21 protein-coding genes are annotated in these 25956 nt (G+C 51.0%); 17 read left to right on the top strand and 4 right to left on the bottom strand.

All coding sequences use genetic code 11. The features are described from left to right. Nucleotide 1: 1 nt before the first annotated feature. From BQ7397_RS07330 to BQ7397_RS07275, 12 genes are all read left to right on the top strand, one after another. Nucleotides 2-415: an RrF2 family transcriptional regulator gene (locus tag BQ7397_RS07330; RefSeq protein ID WP_077075454.1), complete on the top strand. Its 414-nt coding sequence runs from the start codon at nucleotides 2-4 to the stop codon at nucleotides 413-415. Nucleotides 416-640: 225 nt separating this feature from the next. Beyond that, nucleotides 641-3730, top strand: a complete 3090-nt coding sequence (ileS, locus tag BQ7397_RS07325; protein WP_077075453.1) for an isoleucine--tRNA ligase — start codon at nucleotides 641-643, stop codon at nucleotides 3728-3730. Next, nucleotides 3731-4336 carry a histidine phosphatase family protein gene (locus tag BQ7397_RS07320; protein ID WP_077075452.1) on the top strand — a complete coding sequence of 202 codons (606 nt, stop codon included), beginning with the start codon at nucleotides 3731-3733 and terminating at the stop codon, nucleotides 4334-4336. Nucleotides 4337-4344: 8 nt separating this feature from the next. Beyond that, nucleotides 4345-5322, top strand: coding sequence for a D-cysteine desulfhydrase family protein (locus tag BQ7397_RS07315; RefSeq protein ID WP_077075451.1), 978 nt, complete (start codon nucleotides 4345-4347; stop codon nucleotides 5320-5322). 176 nt (nucleotides 5323-5498) lie between these two features. After that, nucleotides 5499-7556, top strand: a complete 2058-nt coding sequence (gene fusA / locus BQ7397_RS07310; protein ID WP_077075450.1) for an elongation factor G — start codon at nucleotides 5499-5501, stop codon at nucleotides 7554-7556. A 262-nt stretch (nucleotides 7557-7818) separates the two neighbouring features. Then, nucleotides 7819-9381: a sensor histidine kinase gene (locus BQ7397_RS07305; protein WP_077075449.1), complete on the top strand. Its 1563-nt coding sequence runs from the start codon at nucleotides 7819-7821 to the stop codon at nucleotides 9379-9381. Continuing rightward, on the top strand, nucleotides 9353-9955 hold the full coding sequence (locus BQ7397_RS07300; protein ID WP_077075448.1) for a response regulator transcription factor: 603 nt from the start codon (nucleotides 9353-9355) through the stop codon (nucleotides 9953-9955). Before BQ7397_RS07305 ends, BQ7397_RS07300 begins: the two co-directional genes overlap by 29 nt. A gap of 105 nt (nucleotides 9956-10060) precedes the next feature. Further along, nucleotides 10061-10702 carry a hypothetical protein gene (locus BQ7397_RS07295; protein WP_077075447.1) on the top strand — a complete coding sequence of 214 codons (642 nt, stop codon included), beginning with the start codon at nucleotides 10061-10063 and terminating at the stop codon, nucleotides 10700-10702. A 74-nt stretch (nucleotides 10703-10776) separates the two neighbouring features. Beyond that, entirely contained in the window at nucleotides 10777-12000 is a 1224-nt protein-coding gene (locus BQ7397_RS07290; RefSeq protein ID WP_077075446.1) for a hypothetical protein, read from the top strand. After that, the gene (locus BQ7397_RS07285; protein WP_077075445.1) at nucleotides 11997-13094 is read left to right on the top strand and encodes a hypothetical protein; all 1098 of its coding nucleotides are present in this window, start codon (nucleotides 11997-11999) and stop codon (nucleotides 13092-13094) included. Before BQ7397_RS07290 ends, BQ7397_RS07285 begins: the two co-directional genes overlap by 4 nt. 12 nt (nucleotides 13095-13106) lie before the next feature. After that, entirely contained in the window at nucleotides 13107-13964 is an 858-nt protein-coding gene (locus BQ7397_RS07280) for an ABC transporter ATP-binding protein (RefSeq protein ID WP_077075444.1), read from the top strand. A 373-nt stretch (nucleotides 13965-14337) separates the two neighbouring features. Then, nucleotides 14338-14625, top strand: a complete 288-nt coding sequence (locus tag BQ7397_RS07275; protein ID WP_077075443.1) for a hypothetical protein — start codon at nucleotides 14338-14340, stop codon at nucleotides 14623-14625. Nucleotides 14626-14656: 31 nt separating this feature from the next. On the opposite strand, the gene BQ7397_RS07270 is transcribed toward BQ7397_RS07275, so the two are convergent. After that, nucleotides 14657-15442, bottom strand: coding sequence for a zinc dependent phospholipase C family protein (locus tag BQ7397_RS07270; RefSeq protein ID WP_077075442.1), 786 nt, complete (start codon nucleotides 15440-15442; stop codon nucleotides 14657-14659). Nucleotides 15443-15486: 44 nt separating this feature from the next. Here BQ7397_RS07270 and BQ7397_RS07265 point away from each other — a divergent pair, with 44 nt between their 5' ends. Continuing rightward, nucleotides 15487-16632, top strand: coding sequence for a tetratricopeptide repeat protein (locus tag BQ7397_RS07265; RefSeq protein WP_077075441.1), 1146 nt, complete (start codon nucleotides 15487-15489; stop codon nucleotides 16630-16632). 83 nt (nucleotides 16633-16715) lie between these two features. On the opposite strand, the gene gltA is transcribed toward BQ7397_RS07265, so the two are convergent. After that, complete coding sequence (gene gltA / locus BQ7397_RS09505) at nucleotides 16716-18098, bottom strand: NADPH-dependent glutamate synthase (protein ID WP_083703459.1); 1383 nt, start codon at nucleotides 18096-18098, stop codon at nucleotides 16716-16718. Beyond that, nucleotides 18098-18949: a sulfide/dihydroorotate dehydrogenase-like FAD/NAD-binding protein gene (locus BQ7397_RS09500; RefSeq protein ID WP_083703458.1), complete on the bottom strand. Its 852-nt coding sequence runs from the start codon at nucleotides 18947-18949 to the stop codon at nucleotides 18098-18100. The genes gltA and BQ7397_RS09500 overlap by 1 nt, the downstream gene beginning before the upstream one ends. Nucleotides 18950-19109: 160 nt before the next feature. Between BQ7397_RS09500 and thrC the strand changes: the two genes are divergently transcribed. Together thrC and thrB are read left to right on the top strand one after the other, a co-directional pair. Further along, nucleotides 19110-20546, top strand: a complete 1437-nt coding sequence (thrC, locus tag BQ7397_RS07255; protein ID WP_144019991.1) for a threonine synthase — start codon at nucleotides 19110-19112, stop codon at nucleotides 20544-20546. Continuing rightward, complete coding sequence (gene thrB, locus BQ7397_RS07250; protein WP_077075439.1) at nucleotides 20539-21405, top strand: homoserine kinase; 867 nt, start codon at nucleotides 20539-20541, stop codon at nucleotides 21403-21405. The genes thrC and thrB overlap by 8 nt, the downstream gene beginning before the upstream one ends. 33 nt (nucleotides 21406-21438) lie before the next feature. Here the strand turns inward: thrB and BQ7397_RS07245 are convergent, their stop codons facing one another. Beyond that, entirely contained in the window at nucleotides 21439-22560 is a 1122-nt protein-coding gene (locus BQ7397_RS07245; protein WP_077075438.1) for an alanyl-tRNA editing protein, read from the bottom strand. Nucleotides 22561-22633: 73 nt separating this feature from the next. Here BQ7397_RS07245 and BQ7397_RS07240 point away from each other — a divergent pair, with 73 nt between their 5' ends. Next, nucleotides 22634-25009 carry a DNA internalization-related competence protein ComEC/Rec2 gene (locus BQ7397_RS07240; protein WP_077075437.1) on the top strand — a complete coding sequence of 792 codons (2376 nt, stop codon included), beginning with the start codon at nucleotides 22634-22636 and terminating at the stop codon, nucleotides 25007-25009. Then, nucleotides 24928-25908, top strand: coding sequence for a DNA polymerase III subunit delta (gene holA / locus BQ7397_RS07235; RefSeq protein ID WP_077075436.1), 981 nt, complete (start codon nucleotides 24928-24930; stop codon nucleotides 25906-25908). Before BQ7397_RS07240 ends, holA begins: the two co-directional genes overlap by 82 nt. The last annotated feature ends 48 nt before the right edge of the window (nucleotides 25909-25956 follow it).

Here is a 25956-nt window from a genome sequence, read left to right as displayed (position 1 = left end):
ATTGAAGCTGACGCAGGAAATTGATTACGCCTTTCGTATTATCGCCCATCTGGCGGCTCACGAAGGGCAAGTTGTCGGTGCGCCGACTATCTCAGAGACCATGGGCATCCCTTCCAGGTTTACATTGCGTATTTTGCGCAAGCTGAACATTGGCGGGCTGACCGCGTCCCGTCGTGGCGCCAAGGGCGGCTACATTCTTAACCGTCCGGCGGAAGGCATATCGCTGTACGATATTATTCTCGCCATCGACGGACCCATCGAGTTGAATCGTTGCTTACACGCAAATGACCCCTATTGCAACCGCTTCAACACAAAAGAAATTGCCGGGTGCAAATTCCACCGAAGCATGTACGGTTTGCAAAGAGACGTTATCGGTCAATTGCAGTCCATGAAAATTACAGATTATATCGATTAATGGAAGCCGAAGATTTTCATTCCCTATTCACAGAGAGGCACAGGAGCTGAGACGTGCCAATACAGTGAAAGTCGCATCACCTTCCCTAGAACCTTATGGTCGTTCGCCGCGTTAAGGCTTTGAGTGATAGAATCCTATAAGTAGGGTGGTACCGCGTATAAAAGCGTCCCTTCGTCATCAGACGAGGGGACTTTTTTTATAGATTTTTAAATAAAGGAGAGTATTATGGCGAAATTTGAGACATTGTCCCAAGACATGGCCGACGTGCGTGAAAAGCGCATCGTCGATTTTTGGCAAGACATGGATCTGTTGAAGCGATCCGTGGAGACCCGCGAAGGCAAGGAAGATTTTATTTTCTACGAAGGGCCGCCGACGGCCAACGGCAAGCCCGGCATTCACCACGTCATGGCGCGGACGTTAAAGGACTTAACCTGCCGCTATAAAACCATGCAGGGCTATAGAGTCAATCGCAAAGCCGGCTGGGATACCCACGGCCTCCCCGTTGAAATCGAAGTGGAAAAGAAGCTGAACCTTCACAACAAGCAAGACATCGAAAAATACGGCATCGAAAAGTTCAACAAGAAATGTCGCGAGTCGGTGTTCGAATACGAAAGCTTGTGGCGGCAAATGACCACCCGCATGGGTTACCTCGTGGATTTGGACGATCCCTACATTACCCTCAACAACTCCTACATCGAGAGCGTCTGGTACATCCTGGATAAAATGTTTAACGAAGGCCTGATCTACGAGGGCCACAAGATTTTGCCTTACTGCCCCCGCTGCGGCACGGGCCTCGCTTCTCACGAGGTGGCACAGGGCTATCAGGAAGACAAGACGCCCACCATTACCATGAAGTTTAAGGCAAAGGACGAAGATGCCTACTACCTGGCATGGACCACCACGCCTTGGACCGTGCCTTCCAATGTGGCATTGGCCGTGCACCCCGACGTGGATTACGCCAAGGTCAAATATGCCGACGGCAATGTCTATTACCTGGCGAAAAATCTTTTAGACAAGGTGTTAAAAGATGAATACGAGGTGCTGGACGTCGTCAAGGGCAAAGCGCTCGACGGCCGCGCCTATGAACAGCTCATCGATCAAATCCACGTGGATGGCAAGGCCTTTGTCGTCGTCCTCGCCGACTACGTCACCACGGAAGACGGTACGGGCATCGTCCACACGGCTCCCGCCTTCGGGGAAGACGACTATCAAACGGGCCGCAGAAATGACTTGGCCTTCGTGAAACCGGTAGACGACGACGGCAACTTTACCGAAACCCAATGGAAGGGCCAATTCGTTCACAGCGTCAACGAAGAAATCATCGACTATCTGAAGATGCAGGACAAGGTCTTCAGCAAGGAAACCATCGTCCACAACTATCCCCACTGCTGGCGCTGCAAGACGCCCTTGATCTACTACGCTCACCCCTCCTGGTACATCGAGGTGACGAAGTTTAAAGAGCAGCTGGTGAAAAACAACGACGGCGTCGATTGGTTCCCCTCCTTCGTCGGCGAAAAGCGCTTCGGCAACTGGCTGGAAAACCTAAACGACTGGGCCATCTCCCGCTCCAGATACTGGGGCACCCCCTTCCCCGTGTGGCGCTGCCCGGATTGCGGCAAGACGCGAAGCATCGGAAGCATTAAGCAATTGGTGGATGAGGCCATCGAAGACATCGACGAAACCGTGGAACTTCACCGCCCCTATGTAGACGACGTGCATTTGCGCTGCGAATGCGGCGGAACCATGGTAAGAGAAACCGACGTCATCGACTGCTGGTTCGACTCCGGCTCCATGCCCTTCGCTCAATGGCACTATCCCTTTGAAAACAAAGAGGCATTCGACAAACTCTTCCCCGCCGATTTCATCTGTGAAGGCATCGACCAAACCCGGGGCTGGTTCTACTCCCTCCTGGCCATCTCCACCTTCATGACCGGCAAGGCGCCCTACAAGAGCGTCCTGGTCAACGATTTGATCCTGGACAAAGAAGGCAAGAAGATGAGTAAATCCCGGGGCAACACCGTGTCGCCGACGGAGCTTTTCGAAAAGTACGGCGCCGATGCGGTGCGCTGGTACCTCATGTACGTCTCTCCGCCGTGGAGCCCGACGAAGTTCGACGAAGACGGATTGAGAGAGGTCAACGGCAAATTCTTCCGCACCTTAAGAAACATCCATAATTTCTTCACCCTCTATGCCAATATTAACGACGTGGATCCCAGAGAAGTCACCGACGTCGCCTACGACGAAATCGACCGCTGGATGCTTTCCAAATACAACAGCCTGGTGAAGTCCGTGGTGGAAAATATGGAAATTCACGAGGTGAATAAGGTGGTTCGCGACATTCAGGATTTCGTGTCGGAGGATTTCTCCAACTGGTACATCCGCCGAAACAGACGTCGCTTCTGGGACGAAGAAGACAGCCCCTCTCGGGATGCGGTCTTTAAGACCACCTACGACATTTTGCTCGGCGTGGCAAAATTAATCGCACCCTTCGCGCCCTTTATCGCCGAGGAATTTTATCAAACCCTGGACGGCGGCGAAAGCGTCCACTTAGCGGACTATCCCACCGCCGACGAAGCTGCCATCGACGAAAAGCTGGAAGAAAAAATGGCCATCGTTCGTCAATTGGTCACCTTGGGCCGCGCCGGACGGGAAAATGCCAAGATCAAGGTGCGCCAGCCCTTGAGCGAGGTCTTGGTGGATGGGAATCTGAAGCCCATTATCGGCGACCTATCCGATTTAATTGAAGAGGAGCTGAACGTCAAGACTGTGGTCTTCTCAGAGGATTTGAGCAAGTACATGACCTACAGATTGAAGCCAAATTTCCAAGAGGTGGGCAGAAAGTTCGGCCCCAAGATCAAGGACTTCCAAAAAATTCTGGCTCAGGGCGATGCCAAGGCCCTTTACGATGAGCTGAAGAAGGGCAGCGTCACCATGAACCTAAACGGCGAAGACACGGAAGTCAATCTGGACGACGTCCTCGTGGACATTTCCTCCAAGGAAGGCTTCGACGTCTGCATGGACGACAATCTCTTCGCTATCTTGGACACGGAGCTCACCGAAGAATTAATCGCCGAAGGCTACGTCCGGGAATTTATTTCGAAGGTACAAAAGCAACGGAAGTCCAACGACTACGACGTCACCGACCACATTCGCATCGCCTACGATGCCGACGGCGACGTGGAAGCGGCGCTGGAAGCATCGAAAGCTTTAATCATGGAAGAAACTCTGGCGGAATCCATGGAAAAGAAACCTCTGGATGCGGAAAAGACCGAATTAAACGACGGAACCATCGCCTTTGTTCTCGAACGCATCTAAATGATGAAGCTCTATATCCTGCGCCACGCGGAGACGGAGTGGAACCGCGAGGATCGCATCCAGGGGCAAATGGATTCGCCCATCACCCGGGAAGGACAGGCGGCCATTGAATCCATGAGAGAGGAGTTGGCCTCCGTGCCCTTCGACCGCTGTTACACCTCGGACTTAAAGCGGGCCCGAAAGACAGCGGAGGGCTTGCTAAAATCGCGATCTGTGCCCATAATAGAAGTAGAAGCACTTCGCGAGTTGCCCTTGGGGCCTTGGGAGGGGATGCTTTTTAAAGACATTTTAAAAGATCCCATCTCCCGCCTTTATTTAAAGACGCCGGAGAAGTATCACCGGGAAGGCCTCATGGATTTTCACGACCTTTACCGAAAGACGGAAGCTTTTTTGCGGCGCCTGGAACAGACGCAGGACGAGCACGTCCTTATCGTCGGTCACGGCGTCAGCATACGGGCCCTCTATCACGTCATGGAAGGCGTGGCGGTTCGCGATTTCTGGTCCGGACCCATTGCCGAAAGCTTGGGTCTCGGGATCTGCGCCTACGAAAACGGCGCGTGGCAGGTGCTTCGTCGAGCTGATAAAAAAGATGGATATTCTTATTGAGGTGTTCAATGAAAAAATTATCTTTAGCCAATACGCCGACCCGCATCGAACCGGTTCAACTTATGGATGCGGATCTGCCCATCAACCTCTATATTAAACGAGACGATTTAACGGGCCTGTCGGTGACGGGCAATAAAATTCGTAAGCTGGAATACTTGCTTGAAAAGGCATTGGACGACGGCGCCACGGACATTATTACCACCGGCGCCGTGCAAAGCAATCACGCCCGGGCCACGGCCATGGCCTGTGCCCGACTGGGATTTAAGTGCCACCTGCTTTTAACGGGCAGCGAGGATTATCCCGAAGAGGGCAATCTCTTTTTGGATCGCCTGGCAGGGGCGGACATTCGCTTCGTCTCCCAGGAAGATTACGACAACCATCGCGACGCCATCATGGCATCGTGGAAAGAGGAGCTGGAAAAAGAAGGCAAGTCCGTGGACATCATTCCCATGGGCGGCAGCAACGGCCTGGGAAGCTTCGGCTACGTGGAATGCTTCGAAGAAATTCTCGAAGAAGAAAAAGACATGGGCATCAACTTCGATGCCGTCATCTGCGTCACCGGCAGCGCCGGCATGTTAGCAGGTCTCGTTTACGGCAACGCCATTCACAATGCGGGCAAGGAGATCGTCGGCATTTCCATTTCCTCGCCGAAGGAGGTCGTCGAAAAGGAACTGCTTCCGCCGATTATCGCCGAGATGAACGAATTAAAGGGCACCTCCGTGCCCGCGGACGCCGTCACCGTCATCGGCGGCTACGAAGGCCGGGGCTACGCCCTGAGTCGTCCCGAAGAGCTGGAATTTATTTGGGACTTCGTTTCCCAAACGGGAATCATCCTGGATCCGGTCTACACCGGCAAAGCCATGTACGGCACCATTTCCGAGATTTTAGACGGACGCTGGGAAGGCAAAGAAAATATTCTCTTTATCCACTCCGGCGGCGCCTTCGGCTGGACCCGTCGGCAAATGGAAGAGCTGCTTCGAAAATAATATTGAAAGAACGAGCTTCGGCTCGTTTTTTTTGTGAGCGAAAATTAGTATACGGACCGTGGCGAGATAAAAATCCGACGAAAGGCCGGGGAAGAATGAAAATTACATCGGGCTATGATATAATTTAGGCATAAAAACGTTTCCGCGAGGAAATTCACGATAGGAGGAACAAATTAATGAAAGCATACAACACGAGGGAAGTCCGTAACTTGGCCCTGGTCGGGCACAGCGGATCGGGCAAGACCAACCTAACAGAAGCGCTCCTGTACCAATCCGGTGCCACAAAACAAATCGGCCACGTGGATCAAAAAAATACCCTCTCCGACTTTTCTAAAGAAGAAAAAGAACGAGGTACATCCATCGGTACCAGCATTATTCCTATCGAATGGCGAAAGATGAAATTAAATATAATCGACACGCCCGGTTACATGGACTTTATCAGTGAAGCCATGGGCGCACTTCGCGCAGCGGAAGCGGCGCTGATGATTATCGATGCCACCGCCGGCGTGCAAGTCGGTTCGGAAAGAATGTGGAAATATACGGAAGAAATCGGTCTGCCCCGTATTATCTTCGTCAACAAGATCGACGGAGAAAACGTCAATTTCCGCGAACTCATGGAACAAATCGAAAGCCTCTTCGGCAAAAAGGTTATTCCCTTCTCCGTTCCCATCGGCGAAGGTGAAAACTTCGTCGGCGTCACCGACGTTATTTTCCAAAAAGGCTTTGAATATAAAAACGCCGCTCCGGAAGAAGTGGAATTGAATCACGACCAAGTGAAGGCCACGGAGCGTATGTATGAAGAAATCGCCGAAGTCGTCGCCGAAAGCGACGAAGTCCTTATGGACAAATACTTCAGCGGCGAAAAATTCACCCGCGACGAACTGCTCCGCGGTGTCACCGCCGCTCTCTTAAACGGCGATGCCGTACCCCTCTTGGTCGGCAGTGCTGAAAAAGGCATCGGCATCGACATTTTGCTGAATACCATCGTCAACTACATGCCCGCACCGGACGACGAACGGGCCCACACTGGCTTCCGCTACGAATCGGGAGAAGAACGCACGATCTCCGACACCGATCCCTTCTCCGCCGTGGTATTTAAAACCATTACCGACCCCTACGTCGGAAAGATTTCCATCTTCAAGGTCCTGAGCGGCACCATATCCAAGGACACGGCTCTGTTTAACAGCTCTCAAGACGTGGAAGAAAAGAACACCGGTATTTTCGTCATCCGCGGCAAGGAACAGCTTCCTGTGGATGCCATCCACGCCGGCGACATCGGCGCCGTGGCGAAGCTTACCGTAACGAAGACCGGCGACACCCTTTGCGACAAGGCCCACAAGGTCGTGTACAAGCGCGTGAAAATGCCGCAACCCGTTTACTTCTATGCCATTGAAGCGGCATCGAAAAACGACGAAGAAAAACTCACCACCTCCCTTCGCAAGCTCCAAGACGAAGACCCGGGCATCGTCCTCAACCGCAATGCCGAAACGAAACAAATGACCATCGGCGGCCAAGGCAATGTGCACCTGGACGTCATCCTGGACAAATTAAAGAACACCTTCGGCGTCGAAGTAAAGAAAGTGCCCTTTATCGTTCCCTATAGAGAAACCATTCGCGGCACCGCCTCCGTTCAAGGCAAGCACAAAAAACAATCCGGCGGCGCCGGTCAATACGGCGACGTTTGGATTCGCTTCGAACCCACCGACGAAGGCTTTGTCTTCGACGAAGAAGTCTTCGGCGGCAGCGTGCCGAGAAACTACTTCCCGGCTGTCGAAAAGGGCTTGGAAGAATCCATGGAAAAAGGCGTTCTCGCCGGCTTCCCCGTAACAGGCGTCAAGGCCGTTCTCTACGACGGCAGCTACCACGATGTTGACTCCAACGAAGTCAGCTTTAAAATGGCGGCATCCATCGCCTTTAAGAAGGGGATCGCCGAAGCCAAGCCCGTGCTCTTAGAGCCCATTATGGCCGTTGAAGTGGCCGTGCCCGATGAATACATGGGCGATGTTATGGGCGACATGAACAAACGCCGGGGAAGAATCCTGGGGATGGACCAACAACCCGGCGGCGGTCAGCTGATTATGGCCGAAGCGCCGCAAGCGGAAATGTATGAATACGCCATCGACCTTCGGGCCATGACCCAAGGCCGAGGTTCCTTCACCATGGAATTCGTTCGCTACGAAGAAGTGCCGGCACAACTGGCGGAGGAAATCATCGAAAAATCTAAAAAAGAATAAAATCAAAAAGGCATCCGAAATGCACTGACCCCCAAAAGTTGGACCAAGAAATCCATCTTTGGGGGTCACTTTAGTTTGTGGCGTGTTTTTGCGTTGAGTAAGAGCAAATCCTTTGCCGAAAGGGGAGGAATCCATTTTCACTTTAGATCAATCATCAAACATCGGAGGACGGCTCCAATGATGTTCGGACAAAAGTTAGGTGAAATTTCCTTTTCAATTCAGTATGATTAAAATAGAGACTAATTAACGTGAGGAGGAAGCCGTGAATCGATTTTTGCCGTATAAAAAACCGATCTTGCTTTGGAGCCATTGCCTGACCCAGCTGGCCCTTTATTGGTTTTATTTAGTTGCCGTAAAAAAAGGCGGCAGCAGTTTTCATATCGTCGCCTTAACCGGTCTTTTTACGCTCACGAATTTTATCTCTTTCTTTATTCTGCTTGAGGAGAGAGAAAAAAATTACGTCTATCGGGTTTGCACCACTCTACTTTTGATTCCCCTTTATTTTATCTCGGAAGATTTCATCGTTGCGTATCTGGTCAATGACATTCTTCTTCGCTACTTTTTTGTTCTTCAGCTGATTTTTTCCTATATGGATATCGTTTTGGAAGGGCACTTTCGCTTCGGTCCTTTTCGTCTTTTGACCCTCATCGCTTTTTTTGCTATCTTTCTTCTATCGACCTTTTCTTCTCTGGAGGTCAACTTTCTATACATGGGGGTCTACTTTATTTTCTGTTTGTTTCCCCTTCTTTTTTTCCTGGTCAAAAAGAAAGAAATACAGGGGCGGGGCCTTTATAGTTACCGGATTATGGTGTCGACTGCGGTCTTCCTGGTCTTGTATTTATGGGGAAGTTTCTATCTCTCTTCCCTGTGGAATTATTTTGAGAATTACGAGGAATTTTATATGATGGCCGTCTTAGCCGCCATCTTAATCTATTTGCTTACAAAAGCGTGTCATTTATCCCTCAAAGCCTTTGTCCCGTCTTTTAAAGAGTGGGCGAAGTTTTGCTCTGTGATTTTTCTCATCCTTTTTATCGTCAACGGTTTTCCAAGGAAATTTACCGAAATCTTCTTTCTCTCCCTTTACTTGAGCGCGTTTTTCGTCATGGTCTCCAATTACTTCAATTACCGCGACCTGAGCCGGGAAGAGATAGGCAGCCTCCTGAACAGGGGAAAGGAAAATCTCCTGTTGGATAAGTATGCGCGGCTTTACTCCGAGAAAAACACTCGTTTTCTCCACGATATGATTTTGCAGGACATTATTCTCGTACAGAAGCTGGTTCAAAAGGCCCCGTCTTTTTCCGAGAGGGATCAAATTCTGGAAATTCTCTCCAACGACATTAAAAAAATCCGCCAAGAATTGAATGCCTATGACCCAATCTTAAGTTCGAAGGAAAGCTTAAGCAACAATTACTACGGCCTTATTAAGGATTTGGAAGACAAGTATCAAAATCGGGGCATACTAATAGACTTCACTTGTTCCGAGGACTTTTCAGTGCCCGGCCCCTACGACAGCTTTCTGTATAAAGCCCTTTACGAATTGGTGAGCAATCTTTTCAAGCACGGAAAGGGCGATTACGCCGAAATTCATTTGGAGGAAAAACAAAAGGAGATTCATCTGTCCATGATAAATCACGGCGATTACTTGGAGGAAGGTGCGGGCCGGAGCACCGGCTTGAAATTATTGGATTTCGAAACCAAACGGCTGGACGGAGTATTTCGGGTAGAAGAAGGCCGAGAAGGAGAGGAAAAGTACCTGGCCTTCTATGTGAATGTACCGGTTAAAAAGGAGCGGATCTATGAGGATTATGTTAATCGAAGATCATAAAATGCTGGCCCAATGCTTGAAGATGGATTTAGAATCCGGCGGGAAAATCCGGGTGGATATTCCGGAGAAAATGAAAGACATAAAAGACAAATTACAAGAAGAGACCTACGATCTTCTTCTTATAGACATTAATCTGGACGGTATGGCGAAGGGAGAAAACGGTCTGGAGTTAAGCAAAGCGTTGATACGGGATTACGGTGTAAAAGTGTTGATTTTATCGGGCTATAATCTTGATTTTTACCGGGAAAAGGCCAAGAATATGGGCTGTATGGGTTTTATTTCGAAAGAAGAGTCGACCCAAAGTCTTTTAGCGAAGATACGAGGGGTTTGCTTGGAGAACAAAAGGTATTTTTCCTCTAAGAAACATCTTCAGGAAAAGCTCACGGAAAACGAATTAAAAATTCTCCGCCTCTATGCCTCGGGAAAATCACGAAAAGAAGTCGCAAAAGAAGCCTATATGTCCACCTCTTCCCTGGCCGTTTTATTAAATCGCATTTACGGCAAGTTAGACGTAAAAAATTACCAAGAAATGGTACAAAAAGCTAGAGAAATCGGCTATATAGACCCCTTTTAAGAAGAAGCGCCACAAGCCTTCTTCTTTTTTTGTGAAAAGTTCGGACAAAAGTTAACTGTGACCGAGGTGTAAATTGCCTATAATCAATAGAAAAGGAGATGGAAGATGATGAACAAGAAAAAAGTGGTTTTAGGAATTTTTGTGGTTTTAGTCGTTCTGGCCTCGGCGCTGTATCTAAAAAAAGAATCCACCTATTCCATGGTGCAGAACCAAAGGAAAAGTGAAGATAGCCAAGGCAAAACACAGGACGGTCCCGATGAGAGAAGCCCGGAAGATATCGCAGCGGATAAAAAAATCGCAAAGCAACGGGCGAAGAACAGAAAGGACTGGATCGAAAAAGGTATGAGCGGTTCGGTGACCAGAGGCGGCGATGTCGTTCTCGGCCCGACCGGGGAGGACAGAAGTCTCGATCTATTTATCGAATTGGATCAAGCGGTGTCAAATTACATTAAATCAAAACCGGACATCTATCCACCGAGGGAAGAGGGACACGAGAATGATCACGACGCAGAGTTGGTCTTTGGGCCAACGGTGGATTACCGAATTGATGAAATGATTGGCACCATCCCTGCGGAAGCGCGAACAGGACCGATTCAAGGTCTTAAGAATGACGAACTCTTTGTCTATGAAGCCAGGCGGCTGGACGGGTCCTATGACGAACTTCTCCTGGCCAAGCCTCATGGCGAAAAGGAATGGAAGGTGGTCTTTACCGGGTCTTACTACGACTTGAAAAAGGCGGTTCAATAAGGGCAAAAAACGAAAAAATTCTTTTGAAGAGCAGATACAGGTCGGCCTGTGTTAGGAGAAAAGGGGAGAAATCGATGTTTGCTGTCGTAAAACTGGAATTAAAAAAAATAGCGACCAAGAACAATGCCCTGATTGCGTGCCTGTTTTTGTTGATTTGTCTGGCCAAGATCCTTCCTTATAGCCAATCCCTAGACATGGTCTTAGAGGGAGGAAAGTTTGGCTCCGGTCTTTCCTATTGGGTGTTGATGAAAGAAGAAGGGATTAAATACGACGGCCCTTTAACCGAAGAGCAAATGAAAAAGGTCCAGACCCTTTACAACGAAAGCAAAGAAAAAGACTTTGTGGAAGGCGCACGATCGGAAGAAAAAGAGTTGGGCTTGAAGCTGATTTATCCCTTCCAGTGGCTCGCGCAAAGTTTGAATTTTCCGAAAGATATTGAAATCCAAGACTTTTCAATTCATATGAGCGACCAAGGGATTGAAAATTTTTACCAAGATCGCTTAAAGGCCATCGGCTCATGGGCGCGCGCCTCATATCGGTCCTACGAGCGGTCGGAGGTTGAAAGCATTCTTCGTCAAGCCGGTGAAGTAAAAACGCCCCTTTACTACGCTTATAATGAAGGATGGCGTTACATGGGCGATGCCCTGCACATGACTTTTTACATTTTTTTAATCTACTTGGCCCTCGCCCTGTCTTCCTTAACGTCAGCCGACGAGGCGCAGGGATTTACTGAAATGGATGTGCACGCGAAGAATGGGCGCCTTTCCCTCTACTTAGCCAAGGTAAGGGCGGCAGAATTATTTGCAGGACTCGCGTACCTCGCCTATTTGTTTTTTTTGCTTCTCTACCACGGAATGATTTATTCCCTTCACGGAGCCAATGCCTCCATCGAATTTTATGCCGGACCGGCGATTTTCAACCTCACCACTTGGCAAGGGTATTTTCTGGAAGCCTTATCCGGTTTTGCCGCCGTTCTCGTGGTGGTCAATATTATTCTCTTATTCTCCCTGGTCTTTCGCAAGTCGAAAGTCTCCCTGCTCGTCTTGGTGCTCGCCTTTGTTTGGCTTGAGAAGTGGGCGGATTCGCCGCAGCCTTGGGCGAATACTCTGGCCTACTTTACGCCGCAAAACTTTGTGCGAGGTAATTTCTCCGCGTCCAAGCTTTTTGTCCTTCAAAACCACGTCTATCCCTTTACGGCGATGGCCTGCTTTCTGTCTTTGATTTACATTGCGAGTAGCCGAATTTTGGCCATGCCGATAATGAACCGCTATTACTTAAAAGGAGGAGAGGGCAAATGAAGTTTTTACTGGAAGTCAATAGAAAAAGAATGCTTCCCTTCCCCTACCTTCCGGCCCTCTGTCTGTTTTTGTTGCTTTCGTCGATCTGCCTTATCAAGGCGGAACAGATGAGGTATCTTCAAGAGAGCTTGCACGTGGAAATTTCTGACGGTACGGAATACCGCTACCTGATGGTGGAGAACTGGTACAACGATAAAAAAGTGGAGAATTTAATCGCAAAGTACGACTTGCCTCAAGAAAATTTGGTCAAAGAGAACATTTCCATTAATGAGTTTTTGCCGGTGGAGAGTATAAATGATGCTCTGCTTCAAGGAGACAAGCAGCCGTCACAAGGCTTTTTCGAGTATCGAATGAATCTGATAAAAAAGGCAGGCCAAACTCAAGGAGCGAAGCCAATGGATCGGCTCCTTATCGGCTATTGTGAAGGTTGGAAAGTTCTCCTCCGTAACTTCGATAAGATTTTTTACGCCGTCGCCTTGGCCTTGCTTTTTCTCCTCGTTCCCGTAATGAAAGAAGACGAGCGGTTCAAAACGAAGGACATGGTGGAAGCCACCCTTTACGGAAAGAAAAAACTCTTTCAGGCTCGGCTAATCAACGGTTTGGAAATTGGCGTCCTCACCTATGTGGGCGGCGTGGCTCTGTTTACTCTATTGGTTTTGTTCGTTTACGGAAGCGACGGCCGAGATCTTTTCATTCAAAATTCAAGAGAATTTTTTCTCTTTCCCATTCAGATAACCTACCTTCAGTATTTTATCTATAAATTTTCAAACGGGCTCGCGCTGACCTTTTGTCTTGTCTTTCTTTTTCTTTTTTTAGGCGATCGAATCAAAGACGTGAAAATCTCCTTTTCCCTCGTTCTGGCCTATGTGTCCATTCATTTCTTGCTTCAATCTCTGTGGACTTCTCCCTCTGCCGGGAAATTCCTATTCCTTTCGCCTTTGTCTTTAATCAACATCGAAGGTCTTCGTACCCGCGTATCTTCTCCGGGGCTAGAAAGTTGCTATTTGCTTTCGCTGATCATTCCCATGATTTACGGGGCGCTCTTATGGATCGGGATGTGGCTGGGAAAAAGGAAGTCGTTTGGTAAAGCATAAGGAGCGCTGATTATGTTAAAAATTGAAAGCGTAAGCAAAAAATTTGGAAAAAAAGAAGCTCTTTCGGATGTGGACTTGGAACTGGATGCCGGAATTTATGGGCTTTTAGGGGATAACGGAGCCGGGAAGTCTACCTTGATGCGGTTATTGGTCGGCGTGGATAAGCCGACGAAGGGCCGTATCCTCTACGGGGGAGAGGATATTTCTCAGCTGAAAGGAAAGTATCGAGATCTTTTAGGTTATATGCCCCAGGAATTTGCGGTTTTTCCCGGCTTTACGGCCGGTGAGTTTCTAACCTATATGGGCGCATTAAAGGGATTAAGTAAAAGGGAACTGAAGGAAAAAATCCCCCAGGTTCTCGCTTTTGTAAATCTTGAGGATGTAAAGGACAAAAAAGTATCGACTTTTTCCGGTGGAATGAAGCGGCGGGTCGGCATCGCCCAAGCCTTACTCAACGATCCGAAAATTCTGATTTTAGATGAACCGACGGCCGGCTTGGATCCCGGCGAACGCATTCGATTTTCAAACATTTTGTCCAACATGTCCAAAGACAAGATCATTCTCTTTTCAACCCATATTATTTCCGACATTGAAGCCATTACAAAAAGCATTATCATTCTAAACGACGGAAAAATCAGGGCCAAGACCACGTCGGATAAGTTGATCGAGAAAATGGAGGGTCGTGTGTTTGAGTCGAGGATTCCATTTTCGGAATTGGCGGCTTATGAAAAAAAGGTTCAAATTATTCGGATGCGTTACGAAGGGGAGCGTTTAAAAATTCGCTACACAGGCGATGCCTTCGAAGGTGCCCGTCCCGTCCGAGCGAACCTTGAAGACTACTACATTCTTCATCGCAACGAAGTTATTTAGGCACAGCATCCATGAAAAAAGCGCCCGCGGTTGAACTGATCCAAAAAGTCTTAAAAACCGGGGTTGGTCGGAAAACAATGAAATCCGCATAGAACGAATGTTATGTAAAACAAAATCGAGTAAGCGAAATGCTTACTCGATTAAGTCCAACTTTATGGGGTTACTCCGAAAGGGTGCCTTTACATATTTTTTCCGTCGGTGTAAAATCATTTTATGAAACAATATTTACTCTTATTTTACGACGTCAGTCGCTTTGCTATTTTCTCAAATATTTTAAGCGATACGAATAAGCTTTGGCTTCGGCTCCTTTGCTCCATCCTGCTGGTAGCGTCGGCCTATGATTTTATCGACCATGCGAAAGAGGTATTTCGCCATGAACAAGCTTAAATCCGCGATTAAAAAGGCGGCCCTCGTCTTTGCCATGGTAGGTCTTGCGGGCTTCCTTTTGGTGGTTCTTACAAAGAGCGCCTATCCCGATCCGATTTTTGTTTGGGGCAGTCGCATTTCCATGGCGGCGATTTTTATCAGCCTTGGCCTTTACGCCGTCTATTGGTTCATCGAGCTTGTCGAGCTCGTGAAAAAGAAAGAGTGGGGCCTGGTGGCGGGGCATTTGCTCCTCGGCGTCCTGATTTGCTTTTTGATTCTGCGAAAAATAAGATAAGACCTCATCGAAGGATGAGGCCTTTTTTTCGTTACCGTCCGTTGAAATCCAGTTGGAAAAACGGGGGATGGTCGCCGCCTTCCGTAAAGGCAGTCACGGCCGTGCGGGCCACGGGATAGGCGAGGGTCATGAGCTCCTTCATCACGGGATTGGTGATGTAGATGGAATCGTAATAGCCCTTAGGATTTAAAAGCATGCCGCCGAAGGCATCGTCCACGCCCACTGCCTTCAGGATTTTGTGCTTCCGGTCGTAGGTCTTTAAATTATCCACGTGGAAAAATTGCTGGCCGATGCGGAAAGACGCCACGGCCCGGCGCACGTCGTGGGCGTCGATGCCGTAGGAAGCGTAAAGGACAGAGGCGTCCGCCGCCACGACGGCGGGGGAGGGCAAGAGCTCCCGGCAGAGAAAGGCCCGGGGATCGTAGCCCTCTTCTTCTAAAATCACCCGGTCGAAGTCCCGCTCCAAGGCCACGTGGCCGATGGAAATTTTTTCTTCCACCGAATCGATATAGGGGTGCACCGTGGCGTCTAAAGAAAAGTGGGTTAAGAAGCCGAAGAAGTAGGCCCATGTGGGGGAGAGGGTCGGCCCCTTTTCGATCCAATCCTTATTTCTTTTGAGGAAATCCGCTAAAGGCTTGGCGTGGATTTGTCCGCCTACCTTGTGCTTTTTTGATGTAAGATAGTAAAAGAAAATATCCGGGCCCTGGGCGCCTAAGGCGTAGTGGTCGGGATAGGCGGCGATAATTTCCCGCGCCTTTTCGGGCAGGGTGGGATGGATGCGCCGGGCAAAAAAATAATGAGTGACGAGACTGGCCATAACAACTCCTTTCGAGCTCTGATATACTATTAGTGGAGGTACCAATGGAACAAGAATACAACGACTTTATAAACAGCCTTACAGGCGATTACGTAGATGATTTAAACGCCATCTACGACGAAGTACAAAAGCTTTCCCTGGCCGGGGAAGGGGAACTGGCCCAAAAGCTTTTAGATTACGGACAAAAATTAATGGACGAGCACCGCGGCGATGCAGGCGACTACCGCAGCCTGAAGCAGGACGGCGCCGGTATCGATAAGTTTTATACCCTATTGGATGCGGTTTTTGCAAAAACCCTGGACGAAGATATGGAAGGGGCCAAGACCTTTATCGACCGCATGGCGGAGGAAGTGGACTTTTTAAAGACGGCACTGGAAGCCCTTGAAAGTGATGAGAAATTTTTCTCCTTCCAGTCCATGGTGGAGGAGGTTTTCTGCCGCGTGGAACGAGACGGCGATCGCCGGCCCATCTTGGGACCCGAGATCGACATGTGGCTCACCCTTCGCGGCGGCGTGGCGGCGGAATTAAAAGAATACGACGACGCTCGAAATTACTTGGAGAAGGCCCTGTCCGTGAATCCCATGTCCACGGCCAACTACCTGACCTTATCGAAAGTTTCCCGTCAGGAAGGGGACATGGAAAAGGCGAAGGAGTACAATCAAAAGGCCTTTGGATCGGCCTATCTGGCATCGGATTTCTCCCAATGCTTCTCCAACGAAGGCTACTTCCTCTTTAAGGAAAACAAACCCGCCCTGGCCCTCTCCATGAGCATTATCGCAAAGGATTACGACGGCGACAATGACGAAGCCGAGGGCAATCTTATGATGATCGGCGGCCGCTATCCCGATGCGGAACCGGCGGAGAAGGACGAATTTTTAAATTACCTGAAGGAGCGGCACATTCAAGGCACCTTGAATCCCGACCGCGTGGAAATTTTAAAGCGTCTGGCACAAAAGGCGGAAGAGGACGGCAATGTGGATTTCGCCATGGAGATTTTAATTAATCTGGACACCATTCTCCACGACGACGCTATTCACAAAAAGATTCACGAGCTCGCCGCCCGCTACGAAGAAGGGGAAGACGACTGCGGCTGTGCTCACAATCACGATCACGAACACGATCACGACCACTGCTGCGGCCACGATCACGAACACGATCACGACCACTGCTGCGGCCACGATCACGAGTAAGGGAAATTTTATAAAAGCGGGCGGCGAATATGCCCGCACAAAAAAACAGCCACGAGGGCTGTTTTTTGTTGCCTGAAACGGCTTTATTTATTTTTGTTTTTAATGTATTCGTCGATGCCTTTGGCGGCTTGTTTGCCCGCGCCCATGGCCAGGATAACCGTGGCGGCACCGGTGACGGCGTCGCCGCCGGCAAAGACGTCTTCCACGGAGCTTTGGCCCTCGTCGGTAATGACGATGCCTTGCTTCTTATTGGTTTCGATGTCGGGATTGGTGGCGGTAATCAAGGGATTGGGATTGGTACCCAATGCCATAATCACCGTGTCCACTTCCACGTCGAAGTCTTCGCCTTCCTTGGGTACGGGACGGCGGCGGCCCGATTCGTCGGGTTCCCCCAGTTCCATGGGACGCAGGGTCATGCCGGTGACCCAGCCGTCGTCGTCGGCGTGAATTTCCACGGGGGAGGTGAGGAAGTGGAAGTGAATGCCTTCTTCCTTGGCGTGGTGAACCTCCTCGGCCCGTGCGGGCAATTCTTTTTCCGTGCGGCGATAGACGATGGTCACATCGGCGCCTAAGCGCTTGGCGACGCGGGCAGCGTCCATGGCCACGTTGCCGCCACCGATGACGGCGGTTTTGCGCCCGGCGATAATGGGCGTGTCGTAGCCGGCTTCGTAGGCGTGCATGAGATTGGTCCTCGTCAAAAATTCGTTGGCGCTGAAGACGCCGTTGTAGTTTTCACCGGGGATGTTCATAAAGCGGGGCAGCCCGGCGCCGGTGCCTAAGAAGATGGCTTCGTAGCCTTCGTTGCGAATGCCGTCTAAGGACATGGTGCGGCCGACGATAGTATTGGTTTCGAATTTAACGCCCAGGTCTTTCAGTTTTTCCACTTCGCTTGCCACGACGGAGTCGGGCAGACGGAATTGGGGAATGCCGTAGACCAAAACGCCGCCCGGTTGTTGCAGGGATTCGAAGACGGTAACGTCGTAGCCTTTCTTCACCAGCTCGCCGGCCACGGTAATGCCGGCGGGGCCGGCGCCGACGACGGCGACCTTGTGTCCGTTCGGCGCTTCGGCTTCGATGGTTTGAATATGATTTTCCCGGGCGTAGTCGGCGGCGTAGCGTTCCAATTTGCCGATGCTCACGGAATCGCCCTTTTTGCCCAGGACGCAGTATTTTTCGCATTGGCTTTCTTGGGGACATACGCGGCCGCAAACGGCGGGCAGCGCCGTGTGCTTGGAAAGCTCCATGGCGGCGGCCTTGGGATTGTCCTCGGCGATTTCGTGGACGAAGGCGGGAATGTCCACGGAGACGGGACATCCCTTCACGCATTGAGGCACCTTACAGTTTAAGCAACGCTTCGCCTCTTGAACGGCCTCGTCGTGATTGTAGCCGTAACAGACTTCTTCAAAGTTTTTGTTCCGTTGATTCGGGTCCTGTTCCCGTACGGGGACTCTTGTAAAGCGATCCATTATGCATTCCTCCAGACTTGTTGACCTTTTGTCTTTTCCACGTTCACATATTGTTTTTGACGCTTCATAGCCAAGTCGAAGTCCACTTTGTGGCCGTCGAATTCCGGTCCGTGGACGCAGGCAAATTTCGTTTCGCCGTCGATGCTGACGCGGCAGGCGCCGCACATGCCGGTGCCGTCGACCATAATCGGGTTCAGAGAGACGATGGTGTGCAGATCGTATTTCTTCGTGGTGAGGCAGACGAACTTCATCATAATCATGGGGCCGATGGCGACGCAGGTGTCGTAGCTCTTGCCTTCGTTTTCGATGAGGTCTTCGATCTTTGCCGTGACCATGCCGTTAAAGCCGTAGGAGCCGTCGTCGGTGGTAACGTAGAGAGCGCAGTCCAATGCCTTGAATTCTTCTTCGTAGATGACGGCTTCTTTGTTTTTAAAGCCGATGATCACGTCGCAGTGGACACCTCGTTCGGACAGATAGCGGACCTGCGGATAGACCGGTGCGGCACCGATGCCGCCGCCGACAAATAAGTAACGTTGTTTTTTCAGCTCCTCGTCTGAGAGCTCGGTGAATTCCGACGGAACGCCTAAGGGGCCGACGAAATCCTTTAATTCATCGCCCTGTTTCTTTTCGGACAGCTTCGTCGTCGACGGACCGGAGGCCTGTACTACCAGGTCCACCCAACCTTCCTCGCGATCGAAATTAGCGATGGTCAAGGGCACCCGTTCGGCGTGCTCGTCGGCGATGACGATGACAAACTGTCCCGGTTGAGCGGCCGTGGCCACGCGAGGCGCATGAATGCGTAGCAAAAAGACGCGAGGCGCCAAATTTTTCTTTTCTAAAATGGTAAACATACTATCCCCCCTATTTCTCTATATATACATTATAATAGACAATGGTAAGAATATCCATGAAGGTCAATTTTGTATCATACTTTCTAAGCCCTTGTACGGGAGACGAAAATAGCGTAAACTGTGATACATTAATAAAATAAAGGACATGAAGGAGACGACGATGCGATTTTTTTCTTCTCGGGACAAATCCCAAGCTTTTTCGGCGAAAGAGGCGATCTTTAAAGGTCCCGCCGACGACGGCGGTTTGTTTGTGCCCGAGCACATACCCACCTTGGATTTAAACGAGTACGCGGACTGCAGCTATGTGGAATTGGCGGCGGAAGTGCTTCATTTGTTTTTCGACGACTTTTCCAAAGAGACTCTTTTGGATTGGGCGAAGAAGGCCTACGGTACCTTCTCCGGCACGGAGCCCGTGGATTATTTCGATCTCGACGGCATGACCGTGGCGGAATTGTTTCACGGACCCACGGCGGCATTTAAGGACTTCGCCCTGCAAATGCTCCCTTACCTTATGGCCGCATCGGCGGAGGGGAGAAAGGTGCGAATCCTGACGGCCACCAGCGGCGACACGGGGAAGGCCGCCTTGGCCGGCTTTCAGGATGTAGAGAACACGGACATCTTTGTCTTTTATCCCGCCCACGGCGTCAGCACCATTCAACGCCGCCAGATGTCCACGCAAAGGGGCAATAATGTTTACGTCTACGGCATCGAAGGGAATTTCGACGACGCCCAGCGCACGGTGAAAGAAATTTTCAGAGACGAGGCGCTGAGAGAAGCGTCGCGCCGTTCGGGCATCGAATTTTCCTCGGCCAACTCCATTAACATCGGCCGCCTGGTGCCTCAGGTGGTGTATTACTTGTATTCCTACCTGGAATTGGTGCGCAGAAACACCATCGCTATGGGCGATGCCATTGACATCTGCGTGCCTACGGGCAATTTCGGCAATATTTTAGCCGCCATGTACGCCAGGGAAATGGGCCTTCCCGTGGGCCGTTTCATTTGCGCATCAAACAAAAACCACGTGCTCACGGATTTTATTTCCACCGGCGTTTACGACAAGAACCGTGATTTTTATAAGACCACGTCGCCTTCCATGGACATTCTCGTGGCGAGCAATATCGAGCGCTATCTGCACTTGGTCTTGAAGCGGGATTACAAAGTGCGCGAGAAAATGGAATCCCTGAACGTCACGGGCCGCTTCGACATTCCCATGGACGCCATCCACCGCTCCAAACTCGTGGGCTATTGGTCCACGGATGCGGAAGGAGAGGCGCGGATCAAGGAAGTCTTCGACCGCTTCGGCTATTTAATGGATCCCCATACGGCGGTGGCCTACGATGGGGCGAAAAAGCACGGCTCCGCCAATCACGTCCTGGTCATGGCCACGGCGAGCCCCTATAAATTTCCCGAGACGGTGGCGGACGCCCTGGGCATTCAGGGAGAGGGAGACGAGGAACTCCTGAAAAAGATTCAAGAGGCCTACGGCGTAGAGGTACCGAAGCCTTTGACGGAGGTCTTCGATTTGCCCGAGCGCTTTACCGAAAGCATTACAGTGGATGAGATGAAAGAAGTCGTGAAGGAGGGTTTTCATGATTAAACTGCGCGTGCCGGCGACGACGGCGAATATGGGTCCGGGCTTCGATGTCATCGGCCTGGCTCTGGATTTATACAACACCTTTACCTTTTCCATGGAAGGCGGGGATTGCGACCGCCACAGCATGATTTACGAGGCGGCGAAAGTGGTCTTCGACAAGGCCGGCGCCACCATGGAGGGTTTCTTTTATCGTGTGGATGCGGACATTCCCATCGCCCGGGGCCTGGGCAGCAGCGCCACCTGCATCGTCGGCGGCATGATGGGGGCGAATCTCCTGCTGGGCGAGCCCTTCGACCAAGGGGAGATTTTAAAAATGGCCTCGGATTTCGAAGGCCATCCGGACAATGTGGCGCCGGCTCTTTTAGGGGGCTGCGTCATCAGCCTGCCCACCGATGACGGCGTGGTCTATCGCAAGATCAATAATATCGACAACTTCGCTACCATCGCCGCCTTTCCGGACTTCGATCTGTCCACGGCCAAGGCTCGGGCGGCACTGCCCAAGTCCCTCAGCTATGCCGATACGGTGTCCAATATCGGCCACATGGGCTTTTTGATTCACGGCTTGGAAACCGCCGACACGGAAGCCTTGTTCTTCGGCTTGGAAGACAAGATCCACGAGCCCTACCGAAGCAAGCTCATCGCCGGCTACGACGTCATGAAGACTTTAGAGGAAAGCCACAAGGGTCGCGTGCTCATTAGCGGCGCCGGACCCACCCTCTTATTCGTTACGGAAAAATCCGCCGATCTCGATGCCATTAAAAAGACCTGGGAGAAAATTTCCGAGCCCCTGGATGCCACCTGGGACATTCGGATCCTCCACATCACCACCACCGGCGTAGAAATTTTAGAAAAAGACGTATAAAAATAGCCCTCGGAATTTCCGAGGGCTTTCTCTTTAGGCTAAACTCTTTTGAATGGCGATTAAAAAGGCTTCCATGATCTGTCCCATTTGCGCCCGGGGCACATTGATCTGGACGTGATACATATTTCCCGTGCCTTCCCTTTCGCCGGCCACGCGGTCCATAATGTCTTTTAAATCCACGGAGACATCGGCGCTTCGAATGACGTGGATCTGGGCTTCGTTGCCGTTGGGGATGCCGTAGATTTGTACAGTCTTCGCCTTTTTCTGAATGGCGGCGGACAGGCGCTTAAAGCTTTTAAAATTAATATTTTCAAGGGTGGTATAGATGTATCCCACGCCTTCCACGGTGCGGCGCTTGGCCAGGAATTCTTCCACATCTTCCTTGCCCATGGCTTCTTCCAGTGCGTCAATTTTTTTCTTTTGCTCGTCGATTTTGCCCTGAAGCTTTTTCACCGCCTGCCAAATGCCCTGGGTCGTATTTTCTTTTAAATACATGGACAGGTTCTTGGTCAGGTAGCGGTGGTTTCTGTAATCGTCCAAGGCTTCCTTGCCGCAGACGAAGGTGAGCTTCAGTCCCTCTTCGACCTTTTCGATTTTTTGCACGGCGAAGAGAGCCACCTCGCCGGTATTTTTCAGAAGGGGCCCCACGCTGTGCACCTTGTCCACGGAAGGAATGGTGACCTCGTCCTTTTCTTCTTGAATCGGCAGATTGGATTCGATAAGATGATTAACGTAGTTTTCTATTTTTTCCAGGGACACGAAGCCGATGTCCGCGGCATCGACGACGAGATAGCAGCTGTCTTCCGTGGAGCCTGAGAGGATTTTCGTGTGGAGAAGAGACTCCAGAGCGCTGGTAAAGAGAATGCGGGCGATATTATTTTGCATGCCCTGCAGACGGTGAGGCCGATCGATGGTAAGCTCCACCTCTTTTCCGCTTTCAACGGCGGCCATCTTACATTGGATGCGGCCGCCTTCTACGGAATATTCCGCTGCTTTGCCGTCGATGAAGATTTTATCGCCGGTGTAGTAGCCTTCAACAGGCGGGGCGACGATGCTGTCTTCTAATAAAAAATAGTGGTAGTCTTTACTTTTTACGGTTTCGGGAACGGTTATTTTCATGGAATTACGATAGGGTTCCCTTTCATAGCGGGCCATAGACGCCTCCTTTAACTTTTGATCGAGTTTTATCTTATTTTATCATATTCCGGATTTATGAGGGCGGGTGGTTATGAGACAAGTTTGGTTTCTCTTATGCCTTTGTATGGGCGGGGGTTGCTTCCTAGCGGAGCGGCTGCCCCTTTCTTTTGCTGCCCCGGTTTTGATTCTCACAGCCTTCGCCTTGTTTCTGTGGAGAAAGAAAACCGACGCCCTCTATCCCTTAGCGGCCCTCCTCGTCTTTGTCCTTGCCGCATCGTCCTTGCATGGGGCGGATGCTTCTAACGAGCGAATTTCCGCACGAGGCGTGGTGTCGGTCTCCAAGGAGAATTACTACGAATTGCACGTAAGCCCTTTTAAAAAGGTGCGCGTCTTTTCCGAGGCGAATCCGAGCTTGGGCACGGCCATGGCGGTGCGGGGGCGCAGCATGAAGCCGGAGCGGCCGCGAAACCCCGGCGGCTTCGACGGCCTTCACTACAGCCTCTCCCACGGCATCGACAGAACTCTGCGCCCGACGAAAGAAGAGGTGTTTCCGAAAGGCCACACTTTCACAGAAAAAATGTATGGGCTGCGGGGAAGCTTTCGGAATTTCGGCAGAGAAGTCACCGAGAAATACTTTCCGCCGAAAGAGGCGAAGCTTCTGTCTGCCATGCTCTTCGGCAACGACGCCGACTGGGAAGGCCTGGAGGATTTTCGCAGCCTGAATGTGATTCACATTCTGTCCATTTCAGGCCTACATATCGAGCTCATTCTCGCCTGTTTGTCGGCGGGTTTAAAGAAGCTGCCTTTGCCTTACGACCTGCGGAAGATTTCCCTTCACGGGATTCTGCTCCTCTATCTTTTTCTCACGGGCTTTCCCGTCGGCGGCATGCGGGTATGGTTGTCCCTTCTCTTTACCGACGTGGGCAAGCGAATGACCCGTCCCGTGGATCCCAATTACGCCTTGGGTTTCAGCGCCGCGGTCTTTCTCGCATTCAATCCCTTTTACATCTACCGCCTGGGCTTTCTGTTCAGCTTTTTTTCCGTCTACGGCATTTTAAATATCTATCCCAAGCTGCCCTATTTCGGCTCGGCGAGGGAGCCTGTGGCGAAAGCGCTGGGCGTGTCCATGGGCGTCACCCTGGCCATTGCGCCCCTGCTCTTACACACCACGGGCCGCATTTCGATCATGGGCCTCTTCGCCAATGTGCTGCTTCTGCCTTTGGCGGCGGCCATCCTCTACGGTGGCGTCGCCGTCAGCCTGCTTTCTGTTGTCTTCGGGCCGGTGGCGGCGGGGGCGGCCATCGTCACCCATTGGATCTTCGTTCCCTTTCTTTTTCTCACGCGGCACATGGCCATGGCGCCGTTAAACTGGGTCTTACCCAGCTTTAATGTAGCGGAGGCCTGCGCCTATTACCTCGTGCTCCATTTCGCCCTCTCCTTTCCCTACGGCCGCCTTCGTCTAAAGGCGGGGCGTTTGCTCCTGCTGCAGACGGCTCTCGTGGGGTTGGTGATTATCGCCTGGGGGCGAATGACCGCCCCCGATCTGTCCGTGACCCAGCTCTACGTGGGGCAGGGGGACTGCGCCTATGTGGAGGCGAAGGATTTTCGCGGGCTCATCGACACGGGAGGCAGCCGCTTCGGCGCCGATCCCACGGCGCGATACGTGGTGCCCTTTTTGCGGACCAAAGGCGTGGGGACTCTTGATGGGATTTTTCTCTCTCACTACGACGCGGACCACGCCGGCGGCGTGACTACTTTGGCGAAAAACTTTAAGATCAAAGCTATTTTTGCCCCGGTGCCGGGAAGCGACGAAGACCGGGCCATGCACGACGAAATCGAAGAAAGGGCAGGGCGGATTCGCCAGATCCAAGGCAAGTTTGCCATGAAGGGCTGGGAGATGAAGGTCTTTCCGCCCTACGGAGAAGAAGACAACGCCCTGTCCATGGTTATGGAGCTGGCCTCCGGCGGCTGTCACATGCTTTTTCTCGGCGACTTGCCGAGCGAGCAGGAAAAAATGCTGCTGACGGATCTAAGGCATAAGGAAGAAATCATCAAACTCGGGCACCACGGTTCGAAGACCTCGAGCTCGGAGGAATTTCTCGACGCCACAGCGCCGCGCCTGGCCCTTATATCGGCGGGGGAGAATAATTCCTATGGCCACCCTCATAAAGAGGTGTTGGACCGCCTAAAAGCCCGTCACATCCCTTACGGGCAGACGAAAGACGGCGCCCTTACCATGAACTTTAAAAAAGGAAAGGTGCGAGTGTCCGTTTACAGACCGTGGCGCCTTACTGCGGGGCAATGTATCTTTTTTGCCGCCAACCTGTTAGGCTTGATCTATATAACTAATTTAGGAGCAAATTATTTTAAGAAAAGAGACGATTTATGGAATCAGTGGATTATAAAGGAGTCTATCTTCTTCACGGACCGGAAAAATTCGGTATGGAAGAAAAGAGAAAGCAAATAGAAAACAGATACCTGGACCCCGCCACTCGGGATTTAAACTACGACGTGGCATCGGGGGACGTGGGAGAGATTTTGGCCAAGGCCAACACCCTGCCCTTTATGTCGGAAAAGCGCATCGTCGTCGTCAAAGACGCCGGGCTTTTGTGCGGCGACCCGGATCTGGATCGTTTTTTAGAGGAAGTCTTTCACATACCCGATACCACCGTGCTCCTTCTAATGGAGACGGAGACGAGCATAAAAAAGACTCAGAAGCTTTATAAGCGCTTCGACAAGGCCCGCCGGGTCATTTCTATGGAGCGGCTCACGGGCCGGGTGCTTCGTAATTTCCTCGCCGGTTATTTGGCGAAACAGAATCGCCGCATACGACCCGACGTGCTCGAGCACTTCATTCGCCTTTCAGGCTACGGCGACAGACAGTTTGAAGGAGACCTTCAGAGCCTCGTAAACACCTTGGATCAAATCGCCAGCGTGTCGGAGGGGGAAGTGACCACGGAGGCGGTGGACGCCTTTTTGGATCCCTTTTCCGCGGACACTATATTCGATCTTCTCGCCGCCATCGGGCGAAAGGACGGGGCGACGATTTTAAAGCTCTTAGACGAATTTGAAGCCAAGGAAGAGCCCGCCGGGCGCATTCTATACATGATCGCACGGCAGACGGGCAATCTCATGTATTACAAGACCATGAGGGAGACGGGTAGAAGCGATGCGGATATTTTTCGCTTCATGGGTGTGAAGCCCTACGAAGGCAAAAAAATAGCCGCACAGAGCGGCGCTTATACGAAAGAGCAGCTTAGGCGGCATTACCGATTGATTCTAGATGAAGAGCTCCGCATGAAGAGCACTTCCGCCGCGGATCGCGACGTGCTGGAGACCTTGCTTCTCGGGATGCTTCGAGACTAATTAAATATGGGCATGAAAAAAACTGAAAACGGCTGTTTTCAGTTTTTG

It is taken from the genome of Aedoeadaptatus urinae (assembly GCF_900155585.1).
GTDB classification, from domain to species: domain Bacteria; phylum Bacillota; class Clostridia; order Tissierellales; family Peptoniphilaceae; genus Aedoeadaptatus; species Aedoeadaptatus urinae.
This window is presented reverse-complemented; position numbering and strand designations above follow the sequence as displayed.